Source organism: Sneathiella sp., from assembly GCF_041689005.1.
Lineage (GTDB): Bacteria > Pseudomonadota > Alphaproteobacteria > Sneathiellales > Sneathiellaceae > Sneathiella.
In genome coordinates this window covers 1-14,784 of the sequence record NZ_JBDNHC010000087.1, presented here as the reverse complement: position 1 = coordinate 14,784, position 14,784 = coordinate 1, and the positions used below count along the sequence as shown (strand labels likewise).

Genomic DNA, 14,784 nt, shown 5'->3' with positions numbered 1-14,784 from the left:
CAGCTTAGTCCTTGATCATGCCGATTTTTTTGAGCGTGACGGCATCATTGGCCGCCTGCACCTCCAGCATTTTCACGAAATCAGCACGGCTCATGGTTCCTTGAAGTGTCGACGACTTCGTAAGATATGCTTGGAACTCTTCACTATTCACGCCTTTATCAACAATTGCGTAAAGTTTATCGACGACAGCTGGATCCGTGCCATTGTTCACGAACATGCCGCGCCAATGATAACGTGCAAGCTTGAAACCCTGTTCGTCTATTGTCGGCACATCGGGATGAGCCTTTACACGCTCTTCGGATGTCACACCAATGACCAGAGTCTTCTCCTTGAAGCGATTATAGACGCTGATATTACTCATCGCAGCATCAAGATCGCCAGCCATAACTGCAGCTATTGCATCTGAACCGCTCTTGTAAGGCACCCAATTAAGTTGCACGTCAGCTTCATCGGCAAGAAAGAGAGCCGTCAGCTGGTGCGGCGAACCCGTTCCATACCCACCAATGCGGACTTCCTCCGGGTGTGCCTTCATGTCTTTTAGCAAATCTTTCAACGACGCGTATTTACCATCGCGCTTTACGTAAAGCGCAAAAGGATCAAGCTGAATGCGATAAAGCGGCGTAAAATCAGTCCACTTGTATGCGGCGCCCGGAAGCTGCAACACACTAGTAATGCCGGTCGCGTCCGAAAAGATCGTATAACCGTCCGCAGCCTGACCTTTAAGATAGGCCATGGCAACCTGACCAGTTCCACCTGGGCGCGGCTCAACCACCACAGCCACCCCGGCGGCCTTTGTCATGGATTCTGCTAATTTTCGCAGCATCACATCTTGTGGCGCACCGGCACTCGAACCATGGACAATTTTAATCGGTCGTGAGGGATATTCGTCCGCGGACGCTGGCACGGAAAGAAAAACGATTGCAATCGCAAACGTAAATAGCGTCCATAATTTTTTAGTCATGATTTGATGTCTCCTCCTTTTGGCGCCATGCGGATGTGTTCATTTTAATTCATTAGGCGTCCATACGAGATTGATAAACAAATCTCATCGGCAGTCAATAGTTTTATCGATAAAGTATATTTTATCGATGTATTGTATTTTTAGCGAAGGTATGACACATTATATAAAACAGGTTGAATTGCCAGTTGTCGGCATCGCGCATGTATGGGTTTTGGTGAGACATGGACGTTAGACTTAAATCATCGAACGCTGGATCGACTCTGACCGATCAGGCATACCAAAATATCCGCGAGGATATTCTAAGTGGCAAATTACCCCCGCTGTTGCGCTTGCGCGTCGACGCCTTAAAGACCCTCTACAATACTGGCAATAGTCCGATACGAGAAGCTTTGTCTCGTCTAAGCGGGGATGGGCTTGTGATTATCGAGGAACGTCGTGGCTTTACTGTTGCAGGCATCTCAACCGAAGAATTGTGGGATATCACTGAGACTCGGGTCGTCGTCGAAATCGCCGCTTTAAAATCTTCGATAGAGAATGCAGGAGACGGGACACAGGGCGATTCATGGGAAGCGCAAATACTTGCCACATTCCATCGTTTATCAAAACTCGATCAAAAGCTTGGGCAGAATCCTCCGAACGATGCTTGGGAACGCGTTCATTTGGAATTTCATGAAAGCCTGGTCGCGGCCAGCCCTTACGAGAAACTCAAGCATATCAGACGACAATTATTTGACCAAAGTGAACGGTATCGACGGCTTTCATTGACCAAGACTCCCGGAAGCCGCAACGTACCCGAAGAGCATTCGGAAATTCTCAACGCGACGCTTGAGCGCAATGTCAAAAAGGCCTGCGAATGTCTCGCCAAACACATATATCGAACGGCAGAGATATGTGCAGTATCCAGCATGGCGTTGTCAGAGGACAAATAGCTTGAGCGGTGCCGTCAGCAAGAATGCGACCTCATTTCTGATTGGCGTAATTTAGTGTTAAGTTATTGCCACTCGGCCAGTGCGGCACTTCTTTGAAGCTTGAATGTTTCTCTGTCGTTTGGGTGGCGCTCATAGTTGAAATGGTTATGGAACTATGCGTGAATAGAAATAAATTTTTGCAATCTGTGAAAGTGCTTGAATTTCAGCATAGCCTTCTCTCGTTGTCGAAATGGTAGGTGGGAGTTTTCACAGGGATTGTTCAACCAACGGCCTGTTTCTTGCAATGCTTCATTTCTAATTAACGGCATCGCGGCACGATATGAACGTAATCTGTTCGTTTCTGTTTCCTGTGGGTTTCCGTACCGTTTCATAATTTTCTTAACGAACGCCAAGGCTGCCTTGCGATCCCGACGTTTAGAAACAAAGGCTTCCAGCACTTCGCCCTCATGGTGGACGGCTCGCCACAAGTAATGAGTTTCTCCATTGATCTTCACAAATACTTCCTCCAGGTGCCATTTCCAGTTTGAATAATTTTAAGGTGGATTGATCCGTTTCTTTCGGATCGCGCGCGCAAAAACTGGACGAACCGGTTCCACCAGTAGCGAACGGATTCATGGCTAATGTCGATGCCTCGTTCATGAAGAAGATCTTCGACGTTGCGAAGGGACAGCGGAAATCTGACATACATCATCACAGCAAGGCGCATAACCTCTAGTGAGGTTTTGAAATAGCGTAACGGATTACGATTTTGCATTCAGAGAGAGTAAAAAATGCCAAATAAGACGACAAGCCATTTTCATCTGACAGTACCGTTTACCTTGCTGAAAATCGTTTCCTGAGTTCGGTTTTTAGAATTTTCCCATAGTTGCTTTTTGGTAACTGATCTACAAAGAAATACTCTTTGGGCCGTTTGAACCTGGCGATGTTATTAAGGCATAGCGCGTCCAGTTCTTCTATAATAATCGAAGCCCCTTCTCTCAGGACGACAAAGGCGACGACTTCTTCGCCCCAATCAGTTTGTGGACGACCGACAACTGAAACCTCGTCCACACGACTATCCATCATGAGAACTTCTTCTATTTCGCGCGGATAGATATTCATTCCTCCGCTAATAATCATATCCTTAGAACGGTCTTTCAACGTAATGAATCCGTCCTCATCGGCAAAGCCGACATCTCCAGTATGCAGCCAACCGTCTTTAATGGTGTCGTTTGTGGCGTCCGGATTATTCCAGTATCCAGACATTGTCACGTCACTGCGCAGCAGAATCTCACCGTCTTCCCCGGTTGGGACATCCAAGTCTTCTGAATTGACAACACGGATGTCGACCCCGGTTCGCGGCGCCCCCGTGCTCGCGAGCCTTTTCTCATATCTTGGATGAGAGAAATCAGCATGCTGTTCTTTGCTTAGGCCCGTCCCCGTCATGGGAGATTCCCCCTGACCGAAGATTTGGTAAAATCTAGGTCCAAAGACAGCAATGGCCCGCTTAATATCTTCCAGATACATGGGCGCCCCGCCATAATACATTGTCTTAATATTCTCCGCCTTGGCAGTGGCCGACCCGGGGTGGTTTGTCATCCGCGTCAACATTGTCGGTGCCACCATAAAAGTTACATTTTCAAACGTTTCAAGGAGTTCGAAAACCTCTTCAACGTTAAAGCCGCCGCTTTCCGGTAGAATATGATGCGCTGCCTTGAATAAATGAGGAAGAGCATAGAGCCCGTCGCCATGGGATATGGGAGCAGTATGCAAATAGCAGTCGTTGCTAGAGACTTGGTCAATATCCGCGTAATACCGCAAGGTCATCGCCATCAGGTTATGATGGCTGAGTGTTGCGCCCTTGGGACGCCCGGTTGTCCCGCTGGTATAAAAAATCCATGCAGGGTCCGTGGCCTCGACGTCGACCATATCGATTGAAGCGCTGTTTACCAACGTCTCATATTCATCATCATTTACACAGATAACCCGGTGGAATCCGTCGACAGCAGTCAGCGACTGGCTCAGGTTCTCGATCAGGTTTCCAGTGACGAAGCAGACTTTTACGCCTGCGTTTTCTAGAATATAGGAGAATTCCTTCGGATGCAGTTTAGAGTTCATGGGAACAGCGCAAAGCCCTGCATGCCAGCAGGCGACCAGAAGTTCAAGATATTGCGGAGTATTGGTCATGGCAAGGCCAACTCGGTCGCCTTGTTCCAAATTTAATTCCCCGCGGAGCGCCCCGGCCAAACCGATCACGCGTTCGGAAAACTCACGATAGGTGTAAAGTAGCTTTGTGCCGAGCGAAACTGCCGGGCGCTCCCCGTATATTTTCGCAACGCCCGGTAAAAAGGCCGATATATTCATCTCATAGTTTTCCTTTCAGGCATAATCAGCAACGCAATATTTTTGCTTATTCTTAGGGTTTACTGATGCGTCTGTGCAAAATTAAATTGCCCGGTCCCTTTCGGTCCAAAAGCTCGCACGGATATCTTTTTTACGAACCTTCCCAACCGGCGTACGCGGCAGGCTGGTCCAGAATTCAACAGTTTTTGGCGATTTCACGCTGCCCAATGTTTTCTTGCAAAGGCTCATAATTTCTTCGGCCTCAAGCTTAAACCCTGGTTTTAGCTCAATCACGGCTTTCACGGCCTCGCCCCATTTTTCATCAGGTGCGCCAATGACGGCGCAGTCCTGAACGGCGGGATGCCCCCAGATTACCTGCTCAATCTCGCTTGGATAGACATTGAAACCGCCCGTAATGATCATGTCTTTCTTGCGATCAACAATATAGACAAAGCCGTCCTCGTCCTTGTATCCAATGTCGCCGGTGTGATGCCATCCGAAGGTGGAGACTTCCTCGGTTGCTTCCGGGTTCTTATAATATCCCATCATCACCAGATTACCGTTTACGACAATTTCCCCGCGCTCGTTTGGCGGCAGGATATTGCCATCGTCATCCATAATTGCCACCCGCATCTGCAAGGTCTGTCGCCCACAACTGGCCAGCCTCTTTTCTTTTGTATTGCTGCCGATTACGAGATGATCTTCCGGCGATAGATACGTGCAGAACATCGGTGCCTCCGCCTGCCCGAAAGATTGGGTCATCACCGGCCCGAAGACATTGAGGCATTCCTTCAGCTTGTCCACGGACATCGGCGCCGCCGCGTAAATGAAATGCTCCAGGCTGCTGTAATCGTATTTATTGACCCCGGGAGAGGCCAGCAACATATAGATCGCCGTGGGCGGCAGGAAAAGATGGGTTACCCCTTCATTCTGGATTGCTTCCGCAACCTTCTCCGCATCAAATTGCGGCAAGATAACCTGGGTACCGCCATTTGCCATGGAGATAATGGCAAGAACACCCGCCGCATGGGACATCGGCGCGACGACAAGGTGCACGGGAGGTTTCTTCACCGGCATGGTGGTGTAAAATGCCGTTACCATGGCATCCCATACCCGATTGGGCCATAACACGCCCTTGGGCAGGCCCGTCGTTCCGCCCGACGAAAAGATCGAGGCGAGCGTGTCATGATCGCCCGGGATATCGGGGTCGGTACTGGCTTCCCCGTCGATCCAGTCTTCCAGATACTGGCCGCGCCCGCCGGCCTTATCAATACAGATAAAATGACGAATTTGCGGGCAAAGGCTCGCGAACTCCTCAATTTTGCTTTCGTAGGAGCTGTGGTAGAAAAGAAGCTCCACGTCAGAATTATCAAGGATATAAGCATTTTCCTTGACCTCGTTTTTGGCGTTTAGCGGAACCCAAACCACACCTGCGCGCAGCAATCCCAAACAGCATTCAAAAGCCGGAACAGCGTTGGAACTGAAAACCGCACCTTTTGACCGGGGCTTTATTCCGAGACGGATAAGCGAATTGGCGATCCTGTAGTTCCGCTCCTGCACGTCCGCGTAGCTGCGCGAAATATCGCTGTCTTTTAGGCAAACTCTTTCTGGATCCAAGGCGACGCCGCGATCAAAATAATCAATTACCCGCACGAATTTTCCTCCCGGTCGATTAGTTTTTCTGCAAAATAGTGATGCAGGCGGCGGCTTCCTCATAACCCATGAACCCGCCCCCGTTCTCGGCAATGGCTGTCCTCGCTCCGTCCACCTGGCGGGGACCCGCTTCTCCGCGGAGCTGTGTTACAAGTTCATAGACCTGTGCCAGGCCGGTGGCGCCAATCGGATGCCCACGGGATTCCAGGCCGCCCGAAGGATTGACGGGTATCCGGCCGCCCACGGTCGTATGGCCTTCCGCGGACAAGCGTCCACCCTCCCCAAATTCACAAAAACCCAGTGCTTCCACCTGAAGAACTTCGGCGAATGCGGTTGCATCATGAACTTCAGCTACATCCATATCCTCCGGAGAGAGCCCCGCCTTTTCATAGGCGGCATTTGCCGCCAGATGCGTAATCTGCTTGTTAAATTCGTCATGCTTTCGGTTCGTACCCGACCGCAAGACAGATGCCGCGACACGGATCGCCCGACCGAAACCAAGCTGGCGTGCTTTTTCTTCCGAACAGACAATGGCCGCCGCGGCGCCATCACTGATCGGGGCACACATCGCAAGTGTAAGCGGCCACGCCACCGGGCGGTCTCTCAACACCTCTTCCACCGTCATCTTGTTCTGATATTGTGCTTTTGGATTATATTGGGAATGGGTGTGATTCTTCGCGCAGGCGGCGGCAATTTCGGCTTGGGTTATCCCAAAGCTGTGCATGTGATTGCGCGCGAGTGACGCGTAGACATCCATGAAAACACTGCGCTGACCGCCGTTGTCTTCCGCTTCTGGCGGCAATGGCATATCTTTTGACATATCTTTGAGACGGGCAATCGATTCTTCCGCTGCATGAACATCCCAGCCGCCATCAAAGACAGCGAAGGAGCGCGCACGATCGGTGGAATTCATCTTGTCCGTCCCAATGGCCAAGGCAATATCGCCCTGCCCCGACTGGATGAACGCACACGCCGAGTTGAGCGCGGTGCTCGCGCTGGCGCAGGCATTCTCTATATTGGTAATTGGAATGCCCTCGAAGCCAGCTGACCGCAGTGCGATCTGCCCCGGCACCAGATATTGCGCTTCAACGGCCGCCTGGGAGGCATTGGCAAAAAAGGCGGCCTGAATGCTGCTGCGTTCTAGCCCCGCATCTTCCAGTGCCTCTTCAACCACTTCTGACGTCATGTCCTTGACCGAACGGTTTAAAAACTTACCGAACTGTGTCATTCCTATTCCAATGATATACACGTCTGACATTTGATTAACTCCCTGATTTAAAGGCTTATCAAGCCTTCGATTTTTTCCCGTTCCGCCAGCAGCTCTTCTGTTTTTCCTGACCAGCGAATATGGCCATTGTCGATCATATACTGCCGTTGCGCCAGTTTAAGCGGGACTTTCAAGTTCTGCTCAACAAGAAGGATGGCCACGCCCTCGGCATTAATTAACGACATTGCCTTGATAAGATCTTCAACCACCAGCGGCGCCAGACCTTCCGTGGGTTCATCCAGCAGTAGGAGCTTCGGGTTTGTCAACAATCCACGACCTACCGCGAGCATCTGCTGTTCCCCGCCGGACAGTGTATCGCCCCGTGAATTCTTCCGTTCCTGTAGGCGGGGGAACAGGTTATATACCCGCTTCAGGTCCCAGGCCCCCTCGCGTCCCATCACGGTCGCAATCCGCAAATTCTCATCGACGCTCAACGTCGCAAATATCCGGCGATCTTCGGGCACATAAGCAATACCCGAACGCCCGAGCTTCTCCGTCGGGATTTTCGTTGCGTCCCGGCCCTCAAACATGCGCTGACCGGCATTGAGCGGGTTCAGACCCATGATCGCCTTCAGCAACGTACTTTTGCCCGCACCGTTCCGGCCGATTAGGGAAACGATCTCGCCCTCTTCCACGTTAATAGATACATCGTGCAAAGCCTGGGCCTTACCGTAGAAAACGTCACAATTCCGCATTTCCAGAAGGCTCATTCTTCCTCTCCCAGATATGCGCTCCGAACGCGCGGATCGTGCTTGATCGTTTCGGCCGTTCCCGCCGCCAAGATCTCCCCCGAGAGCATGACGATAATCTCGTCGGAAATTTCCATAACCACGTCCATATTATGCTCGATCAGCAATACGGTTCGCTCTTGTGACACCCGGCGGATCAGTTCGACCGCCTTTTCAGCGACATCCTGGCCGACACCCGCGAGTGGTTCATCCAGCAGTAATACCTTGGGTTCACTCAACAACGCCAATCCAATTTCGAGCGCGCGCTGATCACCATGAGAAAGACTTCCGGCATCAACATGGCCGAACCCCTCCAGGCCAATTTCTGCCAGAACGCGCTCGGCGTCCGTTGCAATCTCTCTAAAATGATGAACGGGGCGCCAGAAAGGCTGCAACCTGAACCGATGAGCCTGAGCCGCCAACCGCAGGTTCTCAAACACCGTCATCTCAGCGAAAATCTGGGTGATCTGGAAGCTACGGCCAAGACCTGCCCATGTCCGGGCATGCGGGGACTTACCGGTGATTTCCTGCTCATTGAGGAACACGCGACCCTTGCTGAGTTGCGCCCGGCCTGACAGGGCGTTCATAAGAGTTGTCTTGCCCGCACCGTTGGGGCCTATCAAACCATATAGTAATCCGGGCTTAAAATCATAGGTGACGTTGGTTACCGCCTTGAAGGCGCCATAAGAGACTTCAATATTCTCACAACGCAAAGCATGTTTATTCTCGGCTGCAGCACTCATGGCTTGCCTCCCGGCATGAAGCGGTTCCAAAGCTGCGTTATCAGGCCGGCAATGCCTTTTGGCATTCCAATCGTTGAAATGATAAATATAAGCCCGAGAATTCCGTACCAGTGGGACGTCTGTGTTGAAAGCCATTCACGCATGATTTCGAATATCGCGACCCCGAGAACAGGCCCAAACAATGTTCCCATACCGCCTAGCAGAACCATGATTACAATATCACCAGACGTCGTCCAATGCAGCATTTGCGGACCGACGTAGAAAATCAGAGAGGCAAGCAAGCCCCCGCTGACCCCGGCATAAACCCCGGAAATTGTAAAAACGGACCGTTGTAACCGCTGGACATTGAAGCCGATCTGTTCCGCTCTCACTTCATTGGATTTCACGGCCTTTAAAGCCTGGCCCAAGGGCGATATCCGGATCAGCCCGGAAATCAGCAAGGCGACAAGGAACAACGCCAGCAGGAAGAAATAGTAGTTGCCGTCGTCATAAAAATCGACGCCAAACAGGTCCGGGCGCGGCACACCCGCAATGCCATCAACGCCCCCTGTGAGCATTCGAAGCTTAGTGCCTGCCATAATATAGATCAATTGCGATAATGCGAGCGTGAGAAGGGCAAAGAACAATCCCGATACCCGCATGGCAAAATAACTGAAAAGCAAGGCCAAGGCGCCGCCAACCAGGCCCGCGGCCCCAAGTGCCGGAAGGAAATCCCAGCCAAGGCGCATTGTCACCAGCGAAAGCGTATAAGCCCCGACCCCGAAAAAAGCCGCGTGACCGAACGACAGCATTCCGGCAACCCCAAATACTAGGTCAAATCCAATTGCGAATATTGACCAGATCAGTATGGCATTCACCAGGCCGACGCTTTGTCCGTCTGGAAACATCAAAGGCGTGGAAATAACGAGGGCGACGATCAATGCCATGAGACGTTGTGCATTCATGCCGTCCGCCCCTTGCGACTGAATAACCCTTCGGGCCTGAGGATGAGTGTCCCGATTAACAACACAAAAGTGAGGAAATCGACCCAGCTCGGCGCGAAACTATACCCCAATGCGCGCGTCATCCCGATTAAAAGCGAGGCCAAGATGGCGCCCCGGATATTGCCGAGACCGCCGATGATCACAACGATGAAGCTGTCGATGATAATGTTAAACCCCATGCCGAGTTCGATCGGGAACAAGGGCCCCGCGACAGCGCCCCCGAGGGCAGCAAGCCCCGCGCCAAAGGAGAAAACGCCCGTGCGAACCAGAGAAACATTTATGCCGAGCGTCCGCACCATCTCGGGATCGCCGCTGGCGGCCCGAATGATCATGCCGTAGCGGCTACGATCGAGCATAAAGAACAAGGCCGCGGAAACGGCCGCACCAAAGCCTATAATGAAAAGGCGGTAGCTTGGAACTGAACTGCCAAACATCTCGACGGCCCCCGAAAACAGCTCCGGCGGATACATCTGCTTGTATTCCAGCCCCCAAATCATCCGGACGGCTTCGTCAACAACAAGAATGAAACCAAAGGTCAGCAACAACTGGTAAACATGGTCACGATTATAGACTGGACGCAGGGCGATACGTTCCATTAACGCCCCGACAACCGCCGCAATAATCGGCGCTGCAATCAATCCCGCCCAAAAGTTACCGGTAATATTAACCGTCTGAAAAGCCAGATATGCCCCGAGCATGTATAAGGAGCCATGCGCAAAATTAATAACCCTGAGCATGCCGAATATAAGGGTCAATCCCGCTGCCAGCAAAAATAGCAGCATCCCCATGGAGAGGCCTATCACAATGGTGGACATAACTCGATCACCTAACCTGCAATTAGAATAGGGCGGTCAAATTTGGTTTTCGACCGCCCGGATTTTTCTAGTCAGACTATTCTTTACAGTCGGGGAACAGAGCTTCCGGCTGAAAGACATTGGTGATCTTCATTTTTAGGGCAGGATAAGGAGCTTCACCCTTTTCGACAACGCCCCAGAGGCCGACCTGCAATGCCTGATGATCACAAGCGCGCATTTCTTTTCGGCCTTCCACGGAGTTCTCGCGGACACTACCTGCAAAGGCATCGACCCATTTCTCCCGGTCCCATGACTTGGTGCCATCAATCACGTCGAGGAACCAGCTCATCCCATCAAAAGCTTCGCCAGCAAAACTATCTGGCCATTCATTGAATTTGGCGCGATACGCCTCAACAAATTCCTTGTTGGCAGGGTTATCGACGGAATAGTGATACCGGACGCCCGAGGCTGCGCCGATGGCATCAGGCCCTACGGCCGCCGCCAGAACTTCATCTTGCAAAACCGGACCAAACAGGACCTTGCTTTTGCCCAGACCGGCCTGGCCCGCCTGTTTCAGGAAGGTCACGCCGTCACTTCCCGTGACGATCAGGGCTACACCGTCGGCATCGGTCTTGGAAATCTTGTCAATGATGATGGAATAGTCACGATTTCCGAGCGCCGGGTAATCAACATCCACGATCTCGATGCCAGCCTCTTTTGCGGCGGCACTAAAGGAATCCATACCATCACGGGTAACCGCGTAATCTGCGGCGACGCCGTAAATCTTTTTAAGACCCCGAACCTTAGCGAATTCTATCGCCATGCGAATTTCCATTCCAAGTGTGTTGGATGTCCGGAAAGTATAACGATATCCGTTTGCCTGCGTGATTTTGTCATCGGCCGAGATGGTCACCAGAAGCGGAATTTTGCGCTGTTCTGTAATACCCTGAAGGGCCACGGTTGAGGCGGAACTTGCGGCACCAAAAATCATCTGCGCCCCGGAAGAAATCAGGCGGGTTGCTTTTTGTACAGATGGTTGCGGTTTCGTTTCGCTATCTTCCCATGTCACCTCGATCGGTTTTCCGAGAACTTTGCTGCCGCGCATTTCGATAGCAAGTTCCGCGCCTTGCTTCATGCCCTTACCGATGATTCCGTAGGGTCCCGAAAAAGGCAGCACAGCGCCGATCTTGAAGACGTCTGCTTCATCCGCACGAACAACATTACCCCCCGCGACGGCTAGTACACCGATGCAGGCAGCAGTTAAAATTGTAGATTTGAAAACGTTCATGGTTCCTCCCTAATAAGGCTCTGGTAGTTTAATTACAGGCTCTTTATCGCCCAACGCTTTTATAGATTTTATCATGCACTGCATATTCGCAGCACAATCCTCCAAGTTTCAAAAATTATATAACAGGGTAACTGCTTAAGTCAATTTGTTTGTTATATATCCAAACACGGTAGACGGACCGCTAATGCAACAATCAAATTGACTTAATCAGGCCCCCTGTTTACAAATAATCAGTTCGAAGGTTTTGATCACTATAAGTACAAAATGCGGTGATAAATCAATTTCGGGGATCAAAGAAGTCAATCGACATACCGGCTTTGCGATCTCTGGGGTTTGTATCTACTTTACATTGGCTGGCGGCATTAAATGCGCTGCCTCAGAAGAGCTAAAAAAGCGTCTACGATTATGAAAAATAATAGGGCATGACCATGAAAGAATACGGCGTGGCTTTGGTGACCGGCGCTGGCTCGGGGATAGGACAGGAGACCGCCATCCATTTGGCGGAAAAAGGCGCCCGCGTGATAGTTACAGATATTTCCGAAGCAGGCATTTCTGACACTGTAAGGAAGATTGAAGCCTTGGGCGGCGTCGCACTCGGTCAAAGGCTCGATGTGAGCGATCCCGATGACATCGAAGCCGCCTTTGCAGCGGCGGAACGCTGGGACAAATGCGTAGACATACTGGTGAACAATGCTGGGATCGTTAATATTCAGACGTTCCTCGAATTCACCGCCAAGAGCTGGCACCAGGTAATGGACGTAAACCTTACCGGCAGCTTCCTGTGCGCGCAGCGAGCTGCGCGCGATATGATCGGTCAATCCTATGGACGAATAATCAACATGTCGTCTGTTAGCGGCCTTCGTGCCGGCGTGGGACGGACTGCCTATGGCACATCAAAAGCGGCGATAATTGGATTGACCCGGCAAATCGCCCTCGAAATGGGACCTTATGGCATAACCGCGAATGCGATCGCGCCGGGCCCTATTATGACCCCCTTGATTGAGGCGACGTATTCCGAAGAAACGATTGCACGCCTGTTGCCCATGATTCCAGTTGGGCGTTTTGGAAGCTGCTCTGATATTGCGGAGGCCGTTTGCTATTTAGCGAGTCCCAAAACCGGTTACGTAAATGGCGAAATTTTGACCGTTGATGGCGGTTATGCCTCGGCCGGAATGACACAAACGGGGACTCTAGATCTGGCAAAAGGGAAAAACAAATAACGTTAGGTGTCCGAAAGAACACGGGCGCCGAACATTTCCTGCGCCTACACATTGTAGGTAGCTGGTTCTGCTTCGAGGTCTTTCTTCCTCATCTTGTCGAAAAACAACAAGATATAGTTTATGTTTGCGGCCTATGTTCGGGAAGTATCTCTGTCGCCTTTCCTCATTCCAGCTTCATGTTATAATATAAGTAGTTGCAAGCGAACCACAGTCACGTAACGAGTTTCAGGGGCCAACTGCAGTTGGTGAGGCCCCTCCAAAACAAGGAGTAAACACCGAAATGACACCGGATGAGGATAGCCTCTGCCCCGAGGATCATGCACATTGGCTGTTTGCGGTTATGTATTTGGGCTACAACAGTATGCTCGAAGCGGGGGATATCTACCTCCGGTCTATCGGCCTGCGCCGTCCCCACTTTAGGGCACTGTATGTAATTCAACGCAAACCTGGAGCGACTGTGAGAGAAATTCTCGCTTTCCTTGACGTAACACAACAATCAATCAGTCCCACAATCAAGACATTGATTACGGAGGGTTTCATAGCCCAGAAGGAAAACCTCAAAGATCGGCGCAGCCGACATCTTTATTTAACTGAAAAAGGGCTGACAGCCTGGCATGGTGTTGTGGATAGCCAAAGAGCCCATCTGAAGCAGGCATACCAGACTGTGGGTTTTGAGAATGCAAAAGGCTATGCTCATACAGCCTATGCAATGATCAACGAAAAAAGCCAGCGCCAACTCGATGTTATCTGGAAAGACCAGACTTTTTTCCTTGAAGATTTAAAACCCTGAGCTGAACAAACGATATGTCGGCATTGGGCATTTTCATCCATGCCCCCCCGCCGCCCGATGAAAACTCAGTACAGAAAGCACTGGGCATCCATCGGTAACAATGCGGTACTATGACAGCGATACAAGACGTGCCGGCGCTCTTGCGGGAGGAAGGGCTAGGCCGTTTGATAAAGAGTTACAACGCAAGCACCACCAAGCCCAAGATTATGCTGGAGTGCGTTTCTTGCACCGTCCACCTGCCGGTTACCCACATTTCCGCGCAACTGGTTCACCAACTCAAAACATTGCGCCAAGCCGGTTGCGCCAAGAGGATGCCCCTTGGAAAGCAGTCCACCGGACGGATTAGTGACAACTTTTCCCCCATAGGTATTATCGCCGTCCCAAATGAATTTCTCAGCGCCACCTTCCGTGGTAAAGCCAAGACCTTCATAGGTGATAAGTTCGTTCACCGTAAAACAATCATGAAGCTCGACTACGTCAACTTCTTCCGGGCCAACACCACTCATTTCATAAACCTTCTTGGCGGCGGCAACTGTCATGTCATACCCGACTACCCGCATCATGTCGTCGCCAAACGTTGAAACGAAATCTGTAGTCATTGCTTGACCGGCAATGACTACGTCTGCGTTGATGCCGTGCTTTTTAGCAAATTCTTCCGTGCAAACAATAGCCGCACCCGCACCACAGGTTGGCGGGCAGCATTGAAGCCGTGTGAGGAGACTAGTGACCCTAGGCGATTCCATGATGTCTTCAACAGAAACTTCCTTGCGAAAAATTGCTTTGTCGTTGTGAACAGCGTGGGTACTTGCTTTGGCGCGAATTTTGGCGAAAGTCTCATCCTTCGTGCCGTATTTTCTCTGATGTTCAAGTCCGGCGCCTCCGAACATTTTCAGCGCCATTGGAGACGTGAAGTCCTGAGTTAGCTCATCTGTAAGCTTATTAAACTTGCTCAGCGGGCTCGGTCGATCCGTCCAAACATCGGCTAACGCTCCCGGCGTCATCTGCTCGAAACCCACAGCCAGCGCACAATCTACCGCTCCCGATTCAACGGCTTGGCGTGCCAGGAAAAGGGCAGAAGAACCCGTCGAGCAATTGTTGTTTACATT

13 protein-coding genes and 1 pseudogene are annotated in these 14,784 nt (G+C 51.2%); 3 read left to right on the top strand and 11 right to left on the bottom strand.

Going from position 1 to position 14,784, the window contains the following annotated elements:
- Positions 1-4: 4 nt before the first annotated feature.
- Positions 5-961: a Bug family tripartite tricarboxylate transporter substrate binding protein gene (locus tag ACESNI_RS10495; protein WP_373086579.1), complete on the bottom strand. Its 957-nt coding sequence runs from the start codon at positions 959-961 to the stop codon at positions 5-7.
- Positions 962-1,182: 221 nt separating this feature from the next.
- On the opposite strand from ACESNI_RS10495, the gene ACESNI_RS10490 reads away from it, so the two are divergent.
- Positions 1,183-1,890 carry a GntR family transcriptional regulator gene (locus ACESNI_RS10490; RefSeq protein WP_373086578.1) on the top strand — a complete coding sequence of 236 codons (708 nt, stop codon included), beginning with the start codon at positions 1,183-1,185 and terminating at the stop codon, positions 1,888-1,890.
- Positions 1,891-1,952: 62 nt separating this feature from the next.
- Here ACESNI_RS10490 and ACESNI_RS10485 read toward each other — a convergent pair.
- The 9 genes and pseudogenes from ACESNI_RS10485 to ACESNI_RS10445 form a co-directional block, all read right to left on the bottom strand.
- Positions 1,953-2,644, bottom strand: a pseudogene (locus ACESNI_RS10485) (IS6 family transposase).
- 59 nt (positions 2,645-2,703) lie between these two features.
- Entirely contained in the window at positions 2,704-4,233 is a 1,530-nt protein-coding gene (locus tag ACESNI_RS10480) for an AMP-binding protein (RefSeq protein ID WP_373086577.1), read from the bottom strand.
- 81 nt (positions 4,234-4,314) lie between these two features.
- Positions 4,315-5,865 (bottom strand): class I adenylate-forming enzyme family protein, encoded by a 1,551-nt coding sequence (locus tag ACESNI_RS10475; RefSeq protein ID WP_373086575.1) that lies wholly within the window; start codon positions 5,863-5,865, stop codon positions 4,315-4,317.
- 19 nt (positions 5,866-5,884) lie between these two features.
- On the bottom strand, positions 5,885-7,123 hold the full coding sequence (locus tag ACESNI_RS10470) for a thiolase family protein (protein ID WP_373086574.1): 1,239 nt from the start codon (positions 7,121-7,123) through the stop codon (positions 5,885-5,887).
- Between the two features lie 17 nt (positions 7,124-7,140).
- Positions 7,141-7,842 carry an ABC transporter ATP-binding protein gene (locus ACESNI_RS10465; protein WP_373086573.1) on the bottom strand — a complete coding sequence of 234 codons (702 nt, stop codon included), beginning with the start codon at positions 7,840-7,842 and terminating at the stop codon, positions 7,141-7,143.
- Positions 7,839-8,603 carry an ABC transporter ATP-binding protein gene (locus ACESNI_RS10460; protein ID WP_373086571.1) on the bottom strand — a complete coding sequence of 255 codons (765 nt, stop codon included), beginning with the start codon at positions 8,601-8,603 and terminating at the stop codon, positions 7,839-7,841. The genes ACESNI_RS10465 and ACESNI_RS10460 overlap by 4 nt, the downstream gene beginning before the upstream one ends.
- The gene (locus ACESNI_RS10455; RefSeq protein WP_373086570.1) at positions 8,600-9,547 is read right to left on the bottom strand and encodes a branched-chain amino acid ABC transporter permease; all 948 of its coding nucleotides are present in this window, start codon (positions 9,545-9,547) and stop codon (positions 8,600-8,602) included. Before ACESNI_RS10455 ends, ACESNI_RS10460 begins: the two co-directional genes overlap by 4 nt.
- Entirely contained in the window at positions 9,544-10,401 is an 858-nt protein-coding gene (locus ACESNI_RS10450) for a branched-chain amino acid ABC transporter permease (protein ID WP_373086569.1), read from the bottom strand. Before ACESNI_RS10450 ends, ACESNI_RS10455 begins: the two co-directional genes overlap by 4 nt.
- Positions 10,402-10,477: 76 nt before the next feature.
- Positions 10,478-11,668: an ABC transporter substrate-binding protein gene (locus ACESNI_RS10445; RefSeq protein WP_373086568.1), complete on the bottom strand. Its 1,191-nt coding sequence runs from the start codon at positions 11,666-11,668 to the stop codon at positions 10,478-10,480.
- Between the two features lie 422 nt (positions 11,669-12,090).
- On the opposite strand from ACESNI_RS10445, the gene ACESNI_RS10440 reads away from it, so the two are divergent.
- Together ACESNI_RS10440 and ACESNI_RS10435 are read left to right on the top strand one after the other, a co-directional pair.
- Positions 12,091-12,888, top strand: a complete 798-nt coding sequence (locus tag ACESNI_RS10440) for an SDR family NAD(P)-dependent oxidoreductase (protein ID WP_373086566.1) — start codon at positions 12,091-12,093, stop codon at positions 12,886-12,888.
- A 280-nt stretch (positions 12,889-13,168) separates the two neighbouring features.
- Positions 13,169-13,678 carry a MarR family winged helix-turn-helix transcriptional regulator gene (locus tag ACESNI_RS10435; RefSeq protein ID WP_373086565.1) on the top strand — a complete coding sequence of 170 codons (510 nt, stop codon included), beginning with the start codon at positions 13,169-13,171 and terminating at the stop codon, positions 13,676-13,678.
- A 155-nt stretch (positions 13,679-13,833) separates the two neighbouring features.
- Here ACESNI_RS10435 and ACESNI_RS10430 read toward each other — a convergent pair.
- The coding region (locus ACESNI_RS10430) for a lipid-transfer protein (RefSeq protein WP_373086564.1) at positions 13,834-14,784 on the bottom strand (951 nt) is incomplete at its 5' end.

Bases quoted from the DNA above. Each gene is read 5' to 3' on its own strand.
- ACESNI_RS10440 (WP_373086566.1), top strand. From the start codon at position 12,091: ATGACCATGAAAGAATACGGCGTGGCTTTGGTGACCGGCGCTGGCTCG.
- ACESNI_RS10465 (WP_373086573.1), bottom strand. From the start codon at position 7,842: ATGAGCCTTCTGGAAATGCGGAATTGTGACGTTTTCTACGGTAAGGCC.
- ACESNI_RS10495 (WP_373086579.1), bottom strand. From the start codon at position 961: ATGACTAAAAAATTATGGACGCTATTTACGTTTGCGATTGCAATCGTT.
- ACESNI_RS10450 (WP_373086569.1), bottom strand. From the start codon at position 10,401: ATGTCCACCATTGTGATAGGCCTCTCCATGGGGATGCTGCTATTTTTG.
- ACESNI_RS10490 (WP_373086578.1), top strand. From the start codon at position 1,183: ATGGACGTTAGACTTAAATCATCGAACGCTGGATCGACTCTGACCGAT.
- ACESNI_RS10470 (WP_373086574.1), bottom strand. From the start codon at position 7,123: ATGTCAGACGTGTATATCATTGGAATAGGAATGACACAGTTCGGTAAG.
- ACESNI_RS10445 (WP_373086568.1), bottom strand. From the start codon at position 11,668: ATGAACGTTTTCAAATCTACAATTTTAACTGCTGCCTGCATCGGTGTA.
- ACESNI_RS10460 (WP_373086571.1), bottom strand. From the start codon at position 8,603: ATGAGTGCTGCAGCCGAGAATAAACATGCTTTGCGTTGTGAGAATATT.
- ACESNI_RS10480 (WP_373086577.1), bottom strand. From the start codon at position 4,233: ATGAATATATCGGCCTTTTTACCGGGCGTTGCGAAAATATACGGGGAG.
- ACESNI_RS10435 (WP_373086565.1), top strand. From the start codon at position 13,169: ATGACACCGGATGAGGATAGCCTCTGCCCCGAGGATCATGCACATTGG.
- ACESNI_RS10455 (WP_373086570.1), bottom strand. From the start codon at position 9,547: ATGAATGCACAACGTCTCATGGCATTGATCGTCGCCCTCGTTATTTCC.